The organism is Cupriavidus metallidurans CH34 (assembly GCF_000196015.1).
Classification (GTDB): Bacteria; Pseudomonadota; Gammaproteobacteria; order Burkholderiales; family Burkholderiaceae; genus Cupriavidus; species Cupriavidus metallidurans.
On the sequence record NC_007974.2, the window covers coordinates 1,438,959 to 1,458,706 of the forward strand.

Below are 19,748 nucleotides of genomic sequence, written 5' to 3' on the forward strand. Positions count from 1 at the left end.
GCTCAGGACTCCTGCTTGCCCGATGTAGATGCAGCCGCGCGCGCCAGGGCGTCGAACACACGCAACGTGGCCGCCATGTCCGATTCGCTGATATCGGCGAACACCTCGGTCCGCAGTTGTTTCAGCGCCACCTCGATCAACTCCGCCATGCGCTCGCCCTCTTCCGTCAGGGACAGCACATTGGCCCGGCGATCACTCGAATCCACCTCGCGACGCACCAGCCCGGCCGCGCTGAGTTGGTCGACCAGACGCACCAGCGTCGCGCCTTCCACGCCCACGTAATCGGCCAGAGTCACCTGGCGCACACCACCGCCCAGACGGCGAATGAACAGCAACGGCGCGGCGGCCGCAGCGGAAATCCCGTGCGCGGTCACAGCGGCCTGGCTGATCTGCCGCCACTGGCGCCCAGCCAGCATCAACTGGCCGGTGAAGGCGAAAAGAAGGGCATCGATCTTTGGCATGGGCAGAATGATAGATGTGAATCTATTAGGATGCAAATGATTTCTTTGCGAACTAGTTCATGTGTATCAAGAGACTCTCAGTGCTGTGCAGAAATTTGGAGATGGGACGCAATCGTCGCCTCGGCACCACTGGCAGCGCCTCAGAAACATCTGAAAACATCCGTCGGCAGCAACGTTACGGGCACTTCCGCAGATCGGCGATATCCGCCTCAACTTCATAGAAATACAGTCCCCAACCAGACCCACATGGCCTGCCCACAAGGACTGACGATGACAATCAGCATGGCGACCGCCCGGCGCCGAGCAAGGTTCACGCTGGCGACACTGCTCGCAGCGCTGATCGGGATTGGGTTGATAGCGCAGATAGCGCTGATAGCGCCCCACCTCACCGCAGAGGCAGAACCCTCCCAGGAAGTGGCGCTCCGCAACAACCTGTTGGCAATGAGAGAGGCGATCACCCGATTCCACGTAGACCATGGCCACTATCCGCAGTCCCTCGACACCCTAGTGCAACGCGCCTATTTGCACAGGATTCCGCAGGACCCAATCACCCATACCGCGGACAACTGGGAAATCGTACCGCCGCCAATCGATCCACAATCACCAACGATGCTGGAAGACCGCGCGATTGCGGGCGTATTCGATGTCCGCAGCGGAGCGCTCGGCGTAACGCATGAAGGCACCCCGTATCGCGAGCTTTAGATTCCTAATTCTGCTGAGCGTCTTGGCTTTGGTGTTTGCAGCGGGAAAGGTAGCCACTCCCACAGTGAACAACCACGTGGGCGGAAGCGATGCGGGGCCAGCGCTGCGTGCCCGCTTCAGCATTTTCTGAATCCAGGATCCAGCGATTCCAAAATCGTAGAAAACCGATATTCACGTCGGGTCAACTTCGCCATGATTCGCGCCCAGATCAGGCGATCTGGGCCCTCCCCTCGCCTGTGATTGCCTGATACAGGATGCCGTCATCCCGGCGCGCTCCTGAGACAAGGACATCGACATGGTCGAAGGTTGGAATGACACTGCGAAGCTGGTAGCAGGCAGGCAAGTCTATTTTCTGGAGGTCCCTGGCGCATCGAGCGCGGCAGAGCTTTCAGTCGTGTCGTTCGAAGCCGTCGAACGGCTGGGAGATCCCTACAGGGTCACCGTCCAACTGACGCACCCGGTGGATCTGGATCGGGCTGAGTACCTGAACCGGAACGCCACCTTCGTCATCCATGCGGGCGATGACAGCGAACCCCGTAAGTTCGCGGGATGGATCTCCGAGTTCTCGAAGACCCGCCAAACTCGCGACTTCTGTGGCTACGAGATCGTGGTCGAGCCGCTAGTGTCGCGCCTGAGGCTCACGCAGGCCAGCCGCATCTACCAGCAGAAGACCGCCCCGCAGATTATTGAGGCCGTCCTGCGCCGCCACGACCTCAAGGGCCATCAGTTCGCATTCAATCTGCGGCGCAAATATCCGCAGCTTGGTTTCCGAATGCAACACCAGCTTTCGGACTGGGACTATATCCGGCTGCTGATGGAGCAAAACGGGATCTATTGCTATTTCGCGCCGGGCAAGTTCGGGGAGCAGATCGTCTTCGGCGACGACATCGACCACTACATCTACCTGCCGCAACGGATCGTGCCGTACCGCGAGACGGCCGGACTCGAATCAGGGCAGGAGACAGTCTTCTCGCTCAAGACCCATGCGAAGACCATCCCCGAATCGTTCCGGGTGGCGGACTACAACCAGAACAAGGCGTGGGAGCGGCTCACCGGCGACGCCAACGTCGCACGCAAGGAGAATACCTACGGCCAGTCCTATGTCTTCGGCACGAACCATCTGGACTTTGATGAGGCCAAGTGGGAAGCGCTGCTGCGGCATGAGGCGAAGTACGCCGAACAACTGGTCTACGCGGGCGAAAGCAATGTACTCGCGCTGTGCCCGGCGCGCATCCTGCGCCTCGACCTGGCGTTGCCCGATGCGCCCAACGGGCAGGTCATCACGGAAGTCGTTCACACCGGTGCCCGCGACGCCGCGTATCGCAACACCTACAAGGCCATTCCCTCGGACCGGCGCTTCCGCCTGCCGCTGGACGAGGCCAATTGGCCGCGCATTTCCGGCACGCTAAGTGCAAGAATTACCTCCCCCGGCGACTACAAATACGCCTACCTGACGCAGCAGGGTCAGTACATCGTCCGCTTCGATTTCGATTTCGACACCTGGCCCAACGGCGGCGAAAGCGTGCCGCTGTGGTTCGCCAAGCCGTTCGCTGGCGCGAACCAAACGGGCTTCCACTTCCCGCTCATCGACGGCACGTACGTAGACGTGGCCTTCCGTGACGGCAACCCCGACAAGCCATACATTCTAAGCGCGCAACACACCAGCCAGCACCCCGAACTGATCACCAATCAGGACCGGTGGATGTCGCGCAACGTCCTCCGCACGCAGAGCGACAACGAGTTCGAAGCAGAAGATTGGGAAGGTCAGGAGCACGTCAAGGTCTCCACCGAGCATTCGGGCAAGAGCCAACTCACACTCGGCCACATCGTCAACGGCAAGCGCGAGAAGCGCGGCGAAGGATTCGAACTGCGCACCGACGCCTGGGGGGCCGTGCGCAGCGGCAAGGGACTGTTCCTGAGCGCCGACAAACAGGCTAGCGCGGGCGGACAGGTCCTTGACATGAGCGCCGCGCTAGAGCAATTGCACGCCGCTCAATCGCGCATGCAAAGTCTGTCCGACGCGGTACGCGAGGCGAAAGCGGTCGTCGCCGACTGCGAGGCGCAGAAGACGATGCTGGAGACCCAGCTCAAGGACTTGCAGCAGGCGGTGCTACTCGGCAGTGCCCCGCAAGGGCTTGCGCTGACCAGCGGCGGGCACATGCAGTTCTCGTCGGCAGGCCACCTTTTCACGACGGCCGGGGGCAATGCCGACGCGGCTGTTGGTGGCAACTACACCGTGGCCGCCAGCGATGCCGTTTCGCTCTTTGCCTGCGCCAAGGGCATGAAATTCTATGCCGGGGCAGGACCCGTCGATGTACAGGCCCAGGGCGATGCGATGAGCCTTACCGCGCTCAAGGGCGTCACGATTGCCAGCACCAGCGACTCTGTCACGCTCGTTGCCGACAAAGCGCTCACGCTGATGTGCGGCGGTGCCTACATCAAGCTGGCACAGGGCCTGGTCACCATCGGCAGCACCAGTGACATCCAGTGCCATGGCCCGCTGCGCATCGGGCCATCGGCCGGACGGCATCAGGCGCTGCCGCAGTTGCCGACGCAGAAACAAACCGGGCTGCAACTCTGGCATGCCTACCCGAACGGTGAGCCAGTCAAGAACGCCAGCTATGTGGTGCAGTTTCCTGACGGCACCACGCGCTACGGCACCCTGGATGCCAATGGACGCGGCACCCTGGCTAACGTGCCGCGTGGCGGCGGCACAGTCCACTATTTCGAAGAACCCGGCGACCTGGAGAGCCGGGCCAGGAAATGGCGGGAGCCTCAGTTCAACGCCAACGCGCTGCCAATGCCTGCAGGCGCTAACAACGGTTTGCCAAGCCTCACCGGGCCAATCATGGCGACCGCCGCCAGTCAGGCGCAATCGGTTGCCGGCCCAGCGCTGACCAAGTCCGCGCTTGGCGCCGCAACCGGCAAGGCTGCGAAGGTCGTTGCCACGCTCGACAAGGCTGTAGCAGACGCCAGCACTGGCACGGCAACGACCGCAGGCCGGCCTGCTCAGGCAAAGAGACTGACGTAACCCGCCCACACGCATTCCTGACAACACTTCTCTTCACCGATCCCGTCACCATGGCCGCCACCGAGACGCCTCATAGTCCCGCCCGTCAGATTCCCCAGGCCGTTCACGACAATGCCCAGGCCAGGCGCGTGGTCCTCAGTCCTGTCCCGGCACCTGTCACCGCGCCCACGCTAGTCCATGGCGCCATTGACTCGGTGGCCGATCACAGCCACGAACTCTTCATTCAGTGCCTGTACATGGTTCCCGTCGTGGGCAATGCCATGTCACTGTGGGATGTGGGCACCGACGTCTACCGGCTGTGCAGCCAACCGAGTGCAGCCAGGAATCTGTTCGAGTGGGGCATTCTCGTCATCGACGCCATCGGGGTGGTGCCAGCCGCCGGCAATGCGAGCCGCCCTGCGCGCGCCGTGGTCAAGGAGGTGTTGCTCGCCTTCGCCAAGGGGCAAAGCACCGCTGTCCTGGTGGATCTGTTCTGGGCCACCGCCGGCGGTGATGTGATCGAGTTCATGGCGCATCTGGACGAACACCTCAAGCGCTGGCAAGCGGACATCATCAAGGGCGTGCAACAGGCGACCCGCACGATTCGCACCTTTGTGCAGAACCCCATATCGGCCGCCGAGCAGATGGGCGTGATCCGCAAGAACAAGGGCTTCTGGTCGTGGGTGCCGTCCACCGAGGAGGTGGCGTTATACGGCATTGATGAACTGCTCAAGCTGTCCGGCCAGCGCACCGCCATTCTGGCGTGGCTGGACGAGTTCGAACGCAATACCGAGCCAATGATCCGCGCGGCGCTGGGCGACGCGGCCAAGGCCGGCACGTTGCTGTTCATGGCGGCGCAAATCGTGGCGGAAATCAAGACGCGGCGCGCGCGTGGCAAGACACCCTCACACACCGCCCAGGCTGCGCCAGGCGAATTGACCGAGCCGCACCGCAAGCCTGGGGAGCACCGCGATACCACGCAGAAGCCCGCGAAGCCGGGCAAGACACCGGCCAGGGACGGCTGCGGCTGCCCGGTAACGGCGAGTCCCAAGCCGGTCAACTACGCCATGGGCGACGAGAACCTGGCGCAAACCGATTTCGTGCTCGATGGCATCGTACCCATCGTGTGGACGCGGCGTTACCGCTCCAGCCTTTGCGCCTACGACAACAGCCCCCTGGGCGCGCGCTGGAGCAGCCCCTATCACCTGTCGCTCGCGCCGCAGGACGATGGGTCGTTCCTCTTCTTCGACCCGGACAATCGTCCGGTGCCGCTGCCGGCGGTTGAGCTGGGCGAGTCGGTCGAGGTGCCGGGCGAGCAGTTGACCCTGCATCGACCGGATGGGCGACAGGTGCGGCTCACCTATCCCGATGGCGCCGCGGAGGCCTACACGCTGCACGGCGCGCGCTACCGCCTCACCACGCGCAGCCGGCGCGACGGGATGGCGCTGATGCTGTCTTATGACAACCACGGCAATTTGATCGGCATGACCGGCGGGGCCGAGGCCACCATCCGGCTGGACTATGTCGAAGGCCGGGTGTCGGCCATCCACCGGGTGGACCTCAATGGCGATATCCAGCTGACCCTGGCGCGCTATCGCTATGACCGGGCCGGCGACCTCGTACGGCATGAGAACGTGCTGGGTCATACGCGTAGCTTTGCCTACGTGCAGCACCTGCTCACCCAATACACCGATTTCAACGGCAACGCGCATCACCTCGAGTGGTCCTGGCCTGGGCGCGCGCATGGCCTGCCGGCACCAGCCGATGCAAAATGCGTGCGGACGTGGATTGGCAAACACGCGGACGACCCACGCGAGGACACGCGCTTCGAATATCACCGCGAGCATTGGTACACCAAGGTCACCGATGCGGACGGCGGCATCACCTATCAGCGCTATGACTATCACAACCGGATCGTGATGGTCGAGCACCCCGACGGCAGCAGCGAGCGCTTCGAGTGGGATGACCACAACAACGTGGTGGGCGTGACCAACGCCGAGGGTCAGGTGCAGCGCTTTGCCTATGACGAGCAGGGCCGCGCGACCGCCGTGACCGATGCACTGGGCAACACGACGCGTACCGAATACGACGCCGCAGGACTACCCGTCAAGGTCACGGCGCCGACTGGCGAAGTCACGCAGACCGCGTACGACGAACTGGGCCACCCGGTATCAGTGACCGATCCGGCCGGACGCATGACCCAATACGCCTGGAGCGGCGCGGGACTGCTGCTCGCGCTCACCGACCCAAAGGGGGGCGTGCAGACGTTCACCTACGACCACGGCGGACGGCTTACCTGCGTACAGGACTGTTCGGGCCACGAGACCCGGTATTCGTACGACGCCAACGGCTTTCTGCTGCAACGGATCGACGCCGAAGGCCACAGCACCGGCTACCGACATGACGCCAGCGGGCAGTTGCTGACGCGGACGCACCCGGACAAGAGCGAAGAGCGCTTTACCTACGACCACGAAGGCAACCTCACCGCTTACACCGACGCTGCAGGCCAGGTGACCGAGTACAGCTATAACGCGCGCCACCAGCCGACCCTGCGGCGCGACGCCGCAGGCCGTGAACTTTGGTACTTCTACGACAAGCAATGGCGGCTGGCACGCCTGCAGAACGAGGCTGGCGAGGCAACACGCTTCACCTACGACGCGGTGGGCCAACTCGTGAAGCAAACCGGTTTCGATGACCGCACGGTGCAGTATGCCTACGACGCAGCAGGCCGCCTGGTCGGTACCGTCGAGGGCGAGATGCGCACGGACTACGAGCGCGATCCGCTGGGACGGTTGACCCGCCGTAGCGTACGTGCCGAGGGGCTGCGCTCGTCCGTGGACGAGCATTTCCATTACGACGCGCAAGGGCGGCTGGTCACCGCCACGAGCGGCGTGAGCACCGTGCACTTGCACTACGACGACGCCGGCAACCTGGTGGCCGAGCAGCAGCGTTATGGGAGTGCGGGGAGCGGTTACGTCACGGTCAGCCGTCACGAGTACGACGCGCTGGGCCATCGCACCCGAACCACCCTGCCGAACACGCGCACGGTGGACTGGCTGCGCTACGGCTCTGGCCATCTGCACGGCGTGCAACTCGATGGGCAGGCGCTGCTGGATGTTGAGCGCGACGGACTGCATCGGGAAGTCGCCCGCCAGCATCGGGGCTGGCGCCAGACGCGCGCCTACGATGTCAACGGGCGGCTGGACAGGATCGCCGTGCACGCGGGAACGGGAGAGGGAAAGGGAAACATCGACGTGCCGGGCGCGTGGATCGCCCAGCGCCAGTTCCTGTACAGCCAGACCGGCCATCTCGCGCGCATCCAGGACCATGCGCGCGGCGTGACCGACTACACCTACGATCCGGTCGGGCGTCTGCTCAAGGCCGTGTCGCCGGACCTGACCGAGGTGTTTGCCTTCGATCCGGCGGGCAATCCGGTGGACCCGGACAAGGTAGCCCCACGCCCGGAGGTCGAGAGCAAGCCGGACAAGGTGCTGCGCCACGCGCGGGAGGCCGCCGAGGATGCCGCGTGGCTGCGCGAGCATCCGGGCGAGAAGTATGCGCCGCTGCGCTGGGATGAGCGGACCTCGCGGGACAGGGAGAAGCTGAAAGCCTGGGAGGCGTCGCTGCCGCGCTGCGTGGGCAACGTGCTGCGCGAACTCTCGCGCACGCGCTACGCGCACGATGCGTATGGCAATCTCGTGCGGCGCACCGAGCCCAACGGCGTGACGTGGCTGTACCAGTACGATGCCGCCAACCGGCTGGAGCGGGCCGACCGCTACGCCACGCCACCGCCGGCTGAAGCACTGAAGCGCATCGAGCGCACCCCGGATGGCGTGCTGCACGCCTTCCCGGCCAGGGTCGAACCCGACATGCAGGTGCGCTTCCTGTATGACGCGTTCGGGCGACGCACGCTCAAGGCGGTCGAGCGGGCCGGCCGCCTTGAGCGCACCTTCTTTACGTGGGACGGCGACGTGCTGCTGATGGAGGAACGCTTCCTCCAGGCAAAGCCGCAAGCGTTCACCCCGCACGAATACCAGCCGATCCCGGTCATCCGGGAGCATCCCGAAGATGCGCACTCGGTGCCGGTGGCGCAGCGCCAGCACACGCTGGCGCAATCCCACCAGTGGCAAGGAGCTTCGCTATATCTGCACGAGCCAGACAGCTTCGTGCCGCTGGCGCGGCTGGACGAGACGCTAGTGGAACCAGCCTTCATGGCGACGGGCACCGATGGACGGTATGTGCAGGTGCCGGCCAAGAGCCGGCATGCGACGCTCTTCTACCTGAACGACCACCTGGGCACCCCGCAGGAACTGGTCGACGAGTCGGGCAAGGTCGTGTGGCTCGCCCGGTACAAAGCCTGGGGCGGACTAAAGACCCCACGCAAGTCGACAGACCCGACCGAGACCACCAACGCCATCCGGTTCCCGGGGCAGTACCATGATGTCGAGACGGGCCTGCACTACAACCGGCACCGGTATTACGATCCGGGTAGTGGGCGGTTCATTTCCAAAGATCCGGTTGGGTTGGCGGGTGGGATTAATGTTTATACGTATGCGCCCAATCCGGTGGGGTGGGTTGATCCGCTTGGGCTGCGATGCGATAGTCCTGCGGATAAACTCGCACGTAAACTGCGAGCACTTCAAAAAGCACAGGGAAATGCCGCCTCCGCGCGAGGATTTCCTGATGGTCGAATCAGATATTACGACACAGAAGTTCCGGCATTAACGCAGGGACCTACACGGGGACGGTCACATGTAACCGAGTGGAATCCAGCAACAGGGCAGGTTCGATCATGGGAGGAAACATATAACCACGCTGGTGAAGTTAACCGAGTTCATCCTAAGATGAATAATGGCGAGGTGTTGGAATTGCCTCACTATCCACCAACAAAATCCGATATTGAGCAAGGCAAAGCGACGCCGTCCGGTAGGGTTATAAGAGGCTGCACCTAAGGAGAACAATCTTGCCTAATATGAGAGATAAATTTATTGATGGTCTAAATTTAATCATCAATTCGAGTGGTTATTCTCCGTATAAAATTGCTCGTTATGCACATGAGTTTTATTTAGATTTCGATTTTGACGATCCAGATTTAAATCACGTAGTAAATTTTCTACAAGGAATGGATGCGGGACCGGAGTTTGAGCTATCAGAAACGGAGTTGAGGCTTTTTTTGAAAGAGCAACTAAAACCCTTGTCAGGGAGCGAATAAATTCTGGGAGAAATCATTCGAGCCGGCGATCTGACCGACCATGGCGGCGTGGTGATGGGAACTTTGTCACTATGGACAGACAGACCCGACCGAGGCCACCAACGCCATCCGGTTCCAGGGGCAGTACCATGATGTCGAGACGGGGCTGCACTACAACCGGCACCGGTATTACGATCCGAGCAGTGGGCGGTTCATTTCCAAAGATCCTATTGGGTTGGCGGGTGGGATCAATGTTTATGCGTATGCGCCGAATCCGGTGGGGTGGATTGATCCTTTAGGGCTCAAATGTCAAACTGCTCTCTCATCTCCCGCCGCTCGTCGTGAGGCGATGCGTCAAGCCGGAATTCCCACAAGCCAGCAACGTATCAGTTAATCGAAAAACAGTTCTGGTCGGGAGTACAGGTATGAGGTTCCGCGATCGGGGGGAGGAATGGTGCAGGCCACAGTCCAGCAGCAAACGATGGACATAAGCCACATGGATGATCCCCACTGGGAAGCAGGTAAAGTAAAGGTCGATCCTATTTCCGGAGAAACCAGGATGAATGACTACGGAAGACCAAAAATCGCAAATCCAAAAGGCAAAGCGTCCTACAGAAGGTGCTATGAATAATTCTGATACTTCTGCGTACCGGAAAGCACTGCTTTATAGACGTGCGAACGGGAGGAAAATTATCAGCAGTCATCTTCATAAGGTCGCCGAAATTTGCCCCTCTAGCGATCATAAAAACCTCATTTCACTGGAGGAAACTGACAGTTTACTTGTCGAATTTAATTCGCGTAGAACAGCACTTCTGGAATTTAGGAGACGTATTTCTCCGCATGAGATACAGGAGGTTCTGGAAACCATAAGCAAAACATACAAGGGTGGCGCCTACATTTTCATTGACGAGGACTGGAGATATTGTGGTGCATTACGGATTGCCGAATCGTGGATGATAAACAAGGAGTTTCGATTCGGTCCCAAGATTATCAATGACCTAATATTCATAGATGTTGGCATGGAGAAAGCGATAAGTCTGGATTACTTTGAGATTAATGGTGACACGTTAGTCGATGTCATCGAATGGGAACAATGAACCGGCCTGTGCCAAGAGATGCATCGACACTGTGGCCCAGTGTCGGTACGTTTTACGGTTCGTGGCTGACATTACTCTCGAAATTTTCCGCTACCCCAATGAACCAGGCGCCCAAAGCCCCACCTGATCACGGTAGCTACATCGACGGCGGCTATACGATGCCGACCGGGGACGGCCTGTCGGTTCGCCGGTTGCCAAACGGCAATATTGAAGGCAACGTGCCGTCGATACGCATGCTCACCATTGCGGACGTGTCCCAGGTTGAGCGACACGACATCGCCCATGTGTACGACACGGTGTCCCACACACTACATTTCGCCGGTGGAGGTGTGCTGTCCTACATGCATGCCGTCAATGGGCGTGGCTACGAGATCAGCGGACGGTGTGTCCATCTAGAAGCCAGTCCGGACGGGACGATCGTAGTCTTCGGCACCCTCCGTGCCTGAACAATGACCTCGCACTTACAAAGGTAATTCCATGACCTCTATTGCTTTCGTCGGCGACGCCACAACTCACGGCGGCGTCATCCTCACAGGCTCGGATACCATGATCGTCATGGGACGCAAGGCTGCGCGGGTGGGCGACCTCGTGTCCTGCCCGCTACCTGGTCATGGCATCAATCCAATCATCGAAGGCTCCGACATGCTGACAGACAACGGCAAGGCGATTGCCCTGCACGGACACCGGACCGCGTGCGGCTGCACGCTGATTGCGCTGAGCACGGATGCCACGATTCGCAAGTGACCTCGCGCGTCAGATATCGTCGATATTGGTCCCCACAGTGAGCCATCCTCGACCGGGTCCGCGCCAAGAACCATCCGCAGATCGCAAGCAGCACCGGGCAACCGGGCTGGACTTTCCCCGGGCAATATGGCATAAGACCCATTGCCCCATAACGCCTGACGCCGGCTGACTACCAGTCGAGCGCCCCCGAATAGAAAGCCAATGTCCCGCTTCCAGCGCCTCGCCACAGTTTCCCGCCGTGCTACGCATGGCAGGACTGCGTGCGCCCGTGGAATGCAGGCTGGCATTGCCGCCACACACCTGACCGCCCCGGTCCCGCGCGCCGTGCTTTTCCTGGCCGTGCGGGCAACTCGGGACACCGGCATCCGGACCTGAGCTTTCCCGCACGGCACTTTGCATTTGGACGCCACCCCTGGCGCCGCAATTCATCGTGCATCCTGGAGAAAGCCATGACCCCCATCTACCGAAAGACCATCTGCGCCATCGTGGCCGTCGCCGCGCTCTACGTCCTGATCAATAGCTGACGGAAGAGGCGCCTCATGACACTCACGCTTGCAATGCCCTCCTGGGGGCAGGTACTGGCACGCATACTCGAACTGCGCATCGACGTCAGTTTGTCGCCCGGCGAAGTGGAGCGCGAACTCGACACGCTGCATGACCGCATCCGCCAGCCAGGTGACAAGCTGCACGATATGCCGGCGGTGCCAACCGCACTGCCGGGCGTGCGCCTGCGTTATCGCGAAGCCGATGGCGAGTATTACGTGTACGTCGAAGACACACGATATGGACGCATCGCCGGCTATACGGTGTTCAACCGTCTGATCGAGGTCAGCCGACGCACGGACCGTCTGGTACGCGCGCCCCACACAAAGCTCGGTCCGGCCTATCAGCGCTGCGGCCTGGCCACGTCCATCTACGGCTGGGCGCTGGACGGCGGTCTCTGCCTGATCAGCGGCGCGCGGCAGTCTGCCGGCGCCAATGCCTTGTGGGGGACGCTGGCCAGGCGTCACACCCGCGGCTACGTGGATCTACGCGACAAGTCGATGACCTATCTCGGCGAGTCCGTCAGCGAGACCGTGCAAGCCGATCTGCACACTCGCATGATCCTGCTGGGCCAGGGCTGGACACTCTCATCGTTCGCCGACGCCACCGGTATGCGTTGACCCCTGCGACGGCGGCTTCAAACCGCTGTCGCTACCGGGGCTACGGGGGCCAGCTCGACGGCGAAGCTCTTGCGCAGATTGTCGAGCATGTCGTCGACCATCTCCTGCAGGCCGAACCGTGGCTGCCAGCCCCAGTCCGCACGCGCCGCGCTGTCGTCGATCGAATCGGGCCAGCCCTGTGCAATCGCCTGCCGGTAGTCAGGCGCGTAGTGGACTTCAAATTCAGGCACGCGTAGCCGGATCGCCGCCGCGATTTCGGCCGGCGTGAAACTCACTGCGGCCAGGTTGTAGCTGCCACGTTCGCGCACCTGTTCGCGTGGCGCCTCCATCAGTTCCAGCGTGGCCCGGATGGCATCGGGCATGTACATCATCGGTAGCCGTTCGTCTTCCTTCAAGAAGCAGGTGTAGGGCTCACTGCGTACGGCATGGTGGAAGATGTCGACGGCATAGTCGGTCGTGCCGCCGCCCGGCGGGGTCTTGTGCGAGATCAGCCCGGGATACCGCACGCTGCGAACGTCGACGCCATGGTTCTCGAAGTACCAGCGACACCAACCTTCCCCAGCCTGTTTCGAGATGCCGTACACGGTGGTCGGTTCCATGACCGTCTTCTGCGGCGTGTCGATGCTCGGCGTGGTGGGCCCAAACGCGGCAATCGAACTGGGCCAGAACACCCGCTCAATGCCATGGTGCCGCGCGGCTTCCAGCACGTTCAGCAGGCCTGTCATGTTCAGGTTCCAGGCCCATTGGGGCGCCTTCTCCCCCGTCGCCGACAGCGCGGCCGCCAGCAGATAAATCTGCGTGATGCCGTGCCGCTCGATCACAGTCGTCAGTTCACCGCGATCCGTCACGTTAAGCATCTCGTGCGCGATATGGACGTGGCGGCCGGTCGGTACCACGTCCGACGTCACCACCTGCTCACGCCCATGACGTTCCGCCAATGCCAGAGCCAGCTCCGATCCAAGTTGCCCGTTTGCGCCAATGATCAGGATTTTCGGCACGGCTGTTGTGGCGGCTGTCATCGAATCAGCCCCAATTCACGGCCTGCCTGGCCGAAGGCATCAAGAGCGGACTGCAGCGTCACCGCATCGTGCACAGCGCTCATCTGCACGCGGATACGTGCCTGTCCCTTCGGGACCACGGGATAGAAGAAACCGACTACGTACACACCGAGTTCCAGCAGTCTGTCAGCCAGCTGCTGCGCCTTTTCGGCGTCATAGACCATAATCGGCACGATCGGATGGTCGCCGGGCTTGATGTCGAAGCCAAGCTTCGCGATGCCTTCGCGGAAGAACTGGGTGTTCTGCTCCAGCCGGTCCCGCAGCTCGGTACTGCCTTCCAGGATATCGAGCACGGCAATGCTGCCGCCAACGATGGCCGGCGCCACGGTATTCGAAAAAAGATAGGGTCGGGAACGCTGGCGCAAGAGCTCGACGACTTCCTTGCGCCCGGAGGTAAAGCCGCCCGATGCGCCACCGAGCGCCTTGCCCAGCGTGCCCGTGATGATGTCGATCTTGCCGAACACCCCGCGCGCCTCGTGCGTGCCTCGCCCACGCGCGCCCATGAAGCCCGTGGCGTGGCATTCGTCAATGCCGAGCAGCGCGCCATGCTCGTCGCAGATCTTCCGGATCTCGTCCAGCCGCGCAACGGTGCCGTCCATCGAGAACACGCCATCGCTAAAGACGAGCTTGAAGCGTGCGCCATCCGCATCGGCCTGCCGCAATTGGGCGCGCAGGTCGTCCAGATCGTTGTGCCGGTAGCGAAGGCGTCGCGCCTTGGACAGGCGGATGCCGTCGATGATCGACGCGTGGTTCAGTTCATCACTGATCACGGCGTCTTCGGGGCCGAGGATGGTCTCGAACAGCCCACCGTTCGCATCGAAGGCCGAGCCATAGAGGATGGTGTCCTCGGTGCCCAGGAACCGGGCCAGACGCCCCTCCAGTTCCTTGTGCAGATCCTGCGTGCCGCAGATAAAGCGTACCGACGACAGCCCATAGCCATGCGTGCGCAGCGCCTCGTGCGCGGCTTCGATGACCTTGGGGTGCGACGACAGCCCAAGGTAGTTGTTGGCGCACAGGTTGATCACCTCGCGACCGTCCGCCGTGCGGATCTTGGCGCCCTGCGGCGTGGCGATGACGCGCTCGCGCTTGTACAGGCCCGCGGCGCGGATCGAATCCAGCTCCGCGCGGATGGATGCATAAAAGGCCTCGGCACTCGACATGGCCAGACTCCCGGTGGTAGTGTCTCGGAACGCTCAATTCGATAAATCGAACGTGTTCTATATAACGAACATGTCGTGCACTATAACGAACAGATGACGATGTCGCAACCCTCCCCCTCCAAAACGCCGATGACGGCCGAGGGGCCGCCAGCCGTAGGCAGCGCGCTGCAGGCGCTTCGGCAGAGCCAGCAACTGTCCCTGGACGAGCTGTCGCGCCGCGCCGGTGTCTCCAAGTCTATGCTTTCGCAGATCGAACGGAACCTGGCGAACCCGACCGTGGCGGTGCTGTGGCGGCTGGCCAACGCGCTCGGCGTCAGCCTGACGGACTTCCTGGCACAAGGGACTGCAGCGCCACAGGCGCCCGCCATCACCGTGGTGCCACCCCATGCCACACCGGCGCTCAAGAGCCCCGATACCCGCTGCGAGCTACGCATCCTTGGTCCGATCGACATGGCGGGGCGCTTCGAATGGTATGAGCTGTCGATCCAGCCGGGCGGCGTGCTGGCGTCGGAGCCACATGAAGCAGGCACGCAGGAGCATCTGTCGGTGCTGACCGGGTCGATGACCGTCCGGTCAGGTGGCGACGAGAAGAAGCTGAAGCACGGCGATACCGCACGCTACGGCGCGGATGTGGCGCATGCCATTGGTAATCCGGGCAAAAGCGTGGCAACGGCCTTGCTGGTCGTAGTTCATCCGGGGACCTGATCCGGACATCGCGCCCGCCACGTATGTCCCTGCGCCGGCTGAGGTTTTTTGATCGGCCGTATGATCATCCGCATGCGACGGATACGCGCCTGGTGGGCACTCGACAAGCGCGTATCACATGAGTACCCGCTGAAACGTTTTGACATGTATCCGTCGTGTATCGGCCGGAACCCGTAGCCGGCGGTCCCGTCCAACCCCTTGACTGTCGACCGGCCATCACGATGCGATGCAGCGTGAACGGTTCGTGAAGATGGCTCAACATCCCGCCGAGGGCGTGCACTGCAGATGCGCCCCCGAGTCCCCAGCAACCGCTCCCCTCTCGCCAAGGAGATGACTGTGCTGAGTCCACATGAATTGGCCACGCTGATGCTGATCGGCAATGGCCCCCACACCCGCGACGACACCGCCGCGACCCACGCACGGGAAATCGATCCCGTGGATCTTGACGCCCTGATCGCCCAACGGCTCGTCGTGCTGGAGTCCATCCAGGACGATAGCGGGCGGATTGCCTGCCCGCAAATCACCGCGCACGGCATGTCGATGCTCAAAGCCGTAGGGCGTCTGAACTAACGCTTCAACCGCAGCCCCCGGGTACCTGGGCCGGCATCATCGCACCGACGCTGCTGCCGGCACCTTGTATCCATCCGTCAACGTATTCAGAAACGCGATCACGTCGCGCATTTCCCCTTCGGTCATCAAGGGCTTGTCGCCAGGCTTGCCGCCGAACGGGGCTTCCATGTTGACGTTGGCCTGATAGGGCTCGGGCAGGTCATCGAACTTCCACACCTTGCCGTCCTTGCCGCGCGGGTACCACTTCTGCGGCTTCACATCGCGTTCGGCGTAGAAGTGCAGCACCTCGTCCAGAGAATGGAATACACCATTGTGGAAAAACGCATGACGCAGTGCAACGTTGCGCAGTGACGGCGTCCGGAACAGGCCGCAATAGTCGGCACGATCCTTGAGATCGGTGCGATCCGGGCCGCAGAGCCCCAAATCGTGGAATTCTGGATCGGCATTGCCGGCAAGCTTGCGATTGCGTGGCGCACCCACGGCGATGAATCCGAAATCCGAGAAAGCCGGGAATGCGCCCTCGCGAATATCGCCCGGATGGCACGCGGCGCAGTTGCCCTTGTTCGGATCGTTGAAGACGCGCAGGCCGCGTGCCTCCTGGGGGGTCAGCTTTGCCTGCCCGCGCAGCACGGCGTCGTACTTGCTGGTATAGGGATAGAACTCCGACGGCGTCTCCTGGAATACCTCCAGGGCCATCAGCACTGCATTGAACGCGGTATCGTCATCGTCAAGCACATCCTGCCCCAGCACCTTGCGGAAAGTCTCGGCATGGGGCCCCTTCCGGATCTTCTCGACCACCACGCGCGGCTCGCCATTGGCCATCTCGTGCGGCGACAGCAACGGGATGCGCGCCTGCTCGTGCGCGGAGTTCGCGCGACCATCCCAGTTGTGCCCACCGGTCGGACCCTGATCCTCGGCGTCGTTGCCGTCGTTCTCGTGATAGTGGTCGGTATAGGCCGGCACGTTCTGCACGTAACGCAGTGACGGCGCGGCACGCACGCCCGTGCGGCTCATGTCAACGCCGCCGAGTTGCACGGACAGATCATTCGGCGGCCCATAGGCGTGATCGGGGCTATGGCAACTCGCGCACGACTGCTTGCCCGACGCCGAGAGCGCCGGATCGAAGAAGAGCGTCTTGCCGAGAGCCGTCAGGGCCGGGATGTTGGGCCGACGCTCGGCCATCATTGCGTAGAACGGCTTCGGACTTGCGGGCTTCGGCGCGCTTGCCGTGCTGACGACTGCCACCGGTTGCGCTGCGGCGGCCGGCGTGCCCGCAGCCGCCTCCTGCTTGCCGCAGCCCGAGGTCAGGCTGACCAGAAGCGCGATCAACAGACCGCCTGCGGCACGCAGCCACGTGATCGGCGAGGGAAACGCGGCATTCCAAAGCAGCGGCGGCAGGGTCATGACGGAACGATGACGGCAAGGATGAGGGTTGAGTGGCGCAGCGAGGCTACGTCACATCCGTGACACACACGTGTCAGGTCATCGAAATGACATCAGGCACCCCACTCGCGGCGGCCGCCACCGCCGGTTTCCGCCTCATCATCAACTTGACACATACCGCATACACACTCGCGGCGCACCCAGTAGTACCCCTCTGCTTTCCAAGCATTGAATACCCACACATAAGAAAGAGGAAAACCATGAGCCGTCTCACTCGTCTGTGGCCATTGGCCGCAATCGCCGCCGCATCGCTGACCGCCTGCGGTGGCAGCGATTCCGGCACCGCCAGCACCCCCGCCGCCACCACCTCCGGCGTTGTGACTGGCAGCTACTTCGAGCACGCGAAAGTCTGTATCGACGCCAACGCCAACGCCCAGTGCGATAGCGGCGAAGCATCGACCTATACCGATGCCAAGGGCGCTTTCACGCTGACGGGCCAGGGCGCCGTGGTGGCCGAGATCGGCACGGATGCCTTCCGCAACGACGACACGGGCGCCCACAACGCCGTGACGCGCAAGCTCGTGTTCCGCGCCCCGGCCGGCGCCAATGCCGTGGTGAGCGCAATCTCGACCGAACTGGCCGCGCTGATGGACAGCAACGGCGGCAAGCTCGACGACGCACGCAATCAACTGGCTACCCGCCTGGGCGTCACCGCCGACAAACTGCTGGAAGACCACAATAAGGAAACCGACAGCAACATCAAGGCCACGCTGCAGGCCGAGATCGAGCAGGCGATCGACCTGATCGCCACGGCCGTGGCATCGGGCGGCGACATCGGCACCGCGATCCGTGATGGCGTGACCAAGCGCGTCGCGCTGCAGAACATCAAGAACGTCGTGGTGATCTACGCCGAGAACCGCGGCTTCGACAACCTCTACGGCCTGTTCCCCGGCGCCAACGGCATTCCAGGCGTGAACCCGACGGCCGTGGGTACCGTGGAACCGCAGAAGGACTTTGACGGCTCGACGCTGGCCTCGCTGCCCCCGACCTGGGGCGGCTTCACCGCCAGCGGCCAGACTGTCACGCTCCCGCAGGCCAGCACCGTGGGCTGGGCCAACAAGCCGTTCCGTATCGACGACCCGGCCGGCGTGAACGGCACGGGCGTGGTGGTGGGCCAGAACGTGATCACGCGTGACCTGGTGCACCGCTTCTATAACAACCAGATGCAGATCAACGGCGGCAAGAACGACAAGTTCACGGCGTTCTCCGACGCCGGCGGCCTGGTCATGGGCTACTACGACGGCAGCGCCATGTCGATGTGGAAGCTCGCCCAGCAGTACACGCTGGCCGACAACTTCTTCATGGGCGCGTTCGGCGGCTCGTTCCTGAACCACCAGTACCTGGTCTGCGCCTGCGCGCCGGTCTACCCGAATGCCGAAACCTCGGTGGCCTCGGGTTCGATTTCGGTCGTCGACACGGACGCCAACGGCAACTTCAAGAGCCTGTCGCTCAAGCCCACGAGCCCCGCCAGCATCCAGACCGGCACCGCCCAGTACGTGAACGACAGCACGCTGACCGCCAAGGACGGCACCGGCGTCTACTACGCGGTCAACACGATGCAGCCGCCGTACCAGCCGAGCGGCAACGCACCTGCGTCGACGGACTCGACCAAGCTGCTGGCCGACCCGACCAAGGCCACCACGCTGCCTGCCCAGACCCAGGACACGATCGCCTCGCTGCTGGACCGCCGCGGCATCAGCTGGGCCTGGTACTCGGGCGCATGGAGCGCCGTGACCGCCAATAGCGCGCTGATTTACAACAACACCACGCCGAACTTCCAGCCGCACCACCAGCCGTTCAACTACTACTCGGCCTTCAGCCCGATCGATCACGCAGACTATCGCGCGGCTCACCTGAAGGACTACGACTCGTCGTTCCTGGCTGATGCGGCAGCGGGCAAGCTGCCGGCCGTCTCGTTCTACAAGCCGCAAGGCAACCTGAACCAGCACGCCGGCTATGCCAACGTGACCGACGGCGATGCCCACATCGCCAACGTGATCGCCCAGCTTCAGAAGAGCCCGCAGTGGAACAACATGCTGATCGTGGTGACGTACGACGAGAACGGTGGCTTCTATGACCACGCACCGGTGCCTAAGGCCGACCGCTGGGGCCCGGGTACCCGTATCCCTGCCATCGTGATCTCGCCGTTCGCCAAGCGCGGCTTCGTCGATCACACGCAATACGACACCGCTTCGGTGCTGCGTTTCATCACGCACCGCTTCGCGCTGCCGACGCTGCCTGGCCTGAAGCTGCGTGACGATTCGCTGATCGCAAACGGCAAGCCGGCGATGGGCGACCTGACCAATGCGCTGACATTCCCGGCGCAGTAAGCAGGGCGCGAAGGCATTGCCTTCGCGCTGAAAAGGGGGCGGCTCCACGAGGGGCCGCCCCCTTGTCTATTGGATGGTCGAAAGTCCGGTCGCGCCCCTTTTCCGCCCGCGGGA

At 62.4% G+C, this 19,748-nt stretch carries 15 protein-coding genes and 1 pseudogene; 12 read left to right on the forward strand and 4 right to left on the reverse strand.

Annotation, left to right across the window (positions count from 1 at the left end):
• Positions 1-2: 2 nt before the first annotated feature.
• Positions 3-461, reverse strand: coding sequence for a MarR family winged helix-turn-helix transcriptional regulator (locus RMET_RS24625; protein WP_008651197.1), 459 nt, complete (start codon positions 459-461; stop codon positions 3-5).
• Positions 462-731: 270 nt separating this feature from the next.
• Between RMET_RS24625 and RMET_RS33730 the strand changes: the two genes are divergently transcribed.
• From RMET_RS33730 to RMET_RS24655, 9 genes and pseudogenes are all read left to right on the forward strand, one after another.
• Positions 732-1,163, forward strand: a complete 432-nt coding sequence (locus tag RMET_RS33730; RefSeq protein ID WP_029310161.1) for a type II secretion system protein G — start codon at positions 732-734, stop codon at positions 1,161-1,163.
• Positions 1,164-1,458: 295 nt separating this feature from the next.
• The gene (locus RMET_RS24635; protein ID WP_011519224.1) at positions 1,459-4,194 is read left to right on the forward strand and encodes a type VI secretion system Vgr family protein; all 2,736 of its coding nucleotides are present in this window, start codon (positions 1,459-1,461) and stop codon (positions 4,192-4,194) included.
• A 50-nt stretch (positions 4,195-4,244) separates the two neighbouring features.
• A complete protein-coding gene (locus RMET_RS24640) occupies positions 4,245-9,125 on the forward strand; it encodes an RHS repeat-associated core domain-containing protein (RefSeq protein ID WP_011519225.1) in 4,881 nt (1,626 codons plus the stop codon).
• A gap of 11 nt (positions 9,126-9,136) precedes the next feature.
• Positions 9,137-9,385: a hypothetical protein gene (locus RMET_RS33735; RefSeq protein WP_152560267.1), complete on the forward strand. Its 249-nt coding sequence runs from the start codon at positions 9,137-9,139 to the stop codon at positions 9,383-9,385.
• 82 nt (positions 9,386-9,467) lie between these two features.
• A pseudogene (locus RMET_RS34565) lies at positions 9,468-9,995 on the forward strand (RHS repeat-associated core domain-containing protein); the annotation flags it as partial.
• Entirely contained in the window at positions 9,928-10,461 is a 534-nt protein-coding gene (locus tag RMET_RS32840) for a hypothetical protein (protein ID WP_011519226.1), read from the forward strand. The pseudogene RMET_RS34565 and the gene RMET_RS32840, both read left to right, overlap by 68 nt.
• Before the next feature lie 98 nt (positions 10,462-10,559).
• Entirely contained in the window at positions 10,560-10,907 is a 348-nt protein-coding gene (locus RMET_RS24645; protein ID WP_049799807.1) for a hypothetical protein, read from the forward strand.
• A 31-nt stretch (positions 10,908-10,938) separates the two neighbouring features.
• Positions 10,939-11,205 carry a PAAR domain-containing protein gene (locus RMET_RS24650; RefSeq protein ID WP_011519228.1) on the forward strand — a complete coding sequence of 89 codons (267 nt, stop codon included), beginning with the start codon at positions 10,939-10,941 and terminating at the stop codon, positions 11,203-11,205.
• Positions 11,206-11,744: 539 nt separating this feature from the next.
• On the forward strand, positions 11,745-12,368 hold the full coding sequence (locus RMET_RS24655) for a hypothetical protein (protein WP_011519230.1): 624 nt from the start codon (positions 11,745-11,747) through the stop codon (positions 12,366-12,368).
• Between the two features lie 17 nt (positions 12,369-12,385).
• Here the strand turns inward: RMET_RS24655 and RMET_RS24660 are convergent, their stop codons facing one another.
• Entirely contained in the window at positions 12,386-13,387 is a 1,002-nt protein-coding gene (locus tag RMET_RS24660) for an NAD-dependent epimerase/dehydratase family protein (protein WP_011519231.1), read from the reverse strand.
• Complete coding sequence (kbl, locus tag RMET_RS24665) at positions 13,384-14,586, reverse strand: glycine C-acetyltransferase (protein WP_011519232.1); 1,203 nt, start codon at positions 14,584-14,586, stop codon at positions 13,384-13,386. Before kbl ends, RMET_RS24660 begins: the two co-directional genes overlap by 4 nt.
• A 99-nt stretch (positions 14,587-14,685) precedes the next feature.
• On the opposite strand from kbl, the gene RMET_RS24670 reads away from it, so the two are divergent.
• Both RMET_RS24670 and RMET_RS24675 read left to right on the forward strand, forming a co-directional pair.
• The gene (locus RMET_RS24670) at positions 14,686-15,291 is read left to right on the forward strand and encodes a helix-turn-helix domain-containing protein (protein ID WP_029310158.1); all 606 of its coding nucleotides are present in this window, start codon (positions 14,686-14,688) and stop codon (positions 15,289-15,291) included.
• Between the two features lie 336 nt (positions 15,292-15,627).
• Complete coding sequence (locus tag RMET_RS24675) at positions 15,628-15,861, forward strand: hypothetical protein (RefSeq protein ID WP_029306363.1); 234 nt, start codon at positions 15,628-15,630, stop codon at positions 15,859-15,861.
• Between the two features lie 36 nt (positions 15,862-15,897).
• On the opposite strand, the gene RMET_RS24680 is transcribed toward RMET_RS24675, so the two are convergent.
• On the reverse strand, positions 15,898-17,265 hold the full coding sequence (locus RMET_RS24680; protein WP_011519235.1) for a cytochrome-c peroxidase: 1,368 nt from the start codon (positions 17,263-17,265) through the stop codon (positions 15,898-15,900).
• 239 nt (positions 17,266-17,504) lie between these two features.
• Here RMET_RS24680 and acpA point away from each other — a divergent pair, with 239 nt between their 5' ends.
• Positions 17,505-19,634, forward strand: a complete 2,130-nt coding sequence (gene acpA, locus RMET_RS24685; RefSeq protein WP_011519236.1) for an acid phosphatase — start codon at positions 17,505-17,507, stop codon at positions 19,632-19,634.
• Positions 19,635-19,748: the final 114 nt, after the last annotated feature.

Excerpts from the sequence above, each read along its gene's own strand:
- RMET_RS24660 (WP_011519231.1), bottom strand. The coding sequence starts at position 13,387 with ATGACAGCCGCCACAACAGCCGTGCCGAAAATCCTGATCATTGGCGCA.
- RMET_RS24645 (WP_049799807.1), top strand. The coding sequence starts at position 10,560 with ATGAACCAGGCGCCCAAAGCCCCACCTGATCACGGTAGCTACATCGAC.
- RMET_RS24670 (WP_029310158.1), top strand. The coding sequence starts at position 14,686 with ATGTCGCAACCCTCCCCCTCCAAAACGCCGATGACGGCCGAGGGGCCG.
- RMET_RS24640 (WP_011519225.1), top strand. The coding sequence starts at position 4,245 with ATGGCCGCCACCGAGACGCCTCATAGTCCCGCCCGTCAGATTCCCCAG.
- RMET_RS24625 (WP_008651197.1), bottom strand. The coding sequence starts at position 461 with ATGCCAAAGATCGATGCCCTTCTTTTCGCCTTCACCGGCCAGTTGATG.
- RMET_RS24680 (WP_011519235.1), bottom strand. The coding sequence starts at position 17,265 with ATGACCCTGCCGCCGCTGCTTTGGAATGCCGCGTTTCCCTCGCCGATC.
- acpA (WP_011519236.1), top strand. The coding sequence starts at position 17,505 with ATGAGCCGTCTCACTCGTCTGTGGCCATTGGCCGCAATCGCCGCCGCA.
- RMET_RS24635 (WP_011519224.1), top strand. The coding sequence starts at position 1,459 with ATGGTCGAAGGTTGGAATGACACTGCGAAGCTGGTAGCAGGCAGGCAA.
- RMET_RS24655 (WP_011519230.1), top strand. The coding sequence starts at position 11,745 with ATGACACTCACGCTTGCAATGCCCTCCTGGGGGCAGGTACTGGCACGC.
- RMET_RS33730 (WP_029310161.1), top strand. The coding sequence starts at position 732 with ATGACAATCAGCATGGCGACCGCCCGGCGCCGAGCAAGGTTCACGCTG.
- kbl (WP_011519232.1), bottom strand. The coding sequence starts at position 14,586 with ATGTCGAGTGCCGAGGCCTTTTATGCATCCATCCGCGCGGAGCTGGAT.
- RMET_RS32840 (WP_011519226.1), top strand. The coding sequence starts at position 9,928 with ATGACTACGGAAGACCAAAAATCGCAAATCCAAAAGGCAAAGCGTCCT.
- RMET_RS24650 (WP_011519228.1), top strand. The coding sequence starts at position 10,939 with ATGACCTCTATTGCTTTCGTCGGCGACGCCACAACTCACGGCGGCGTC.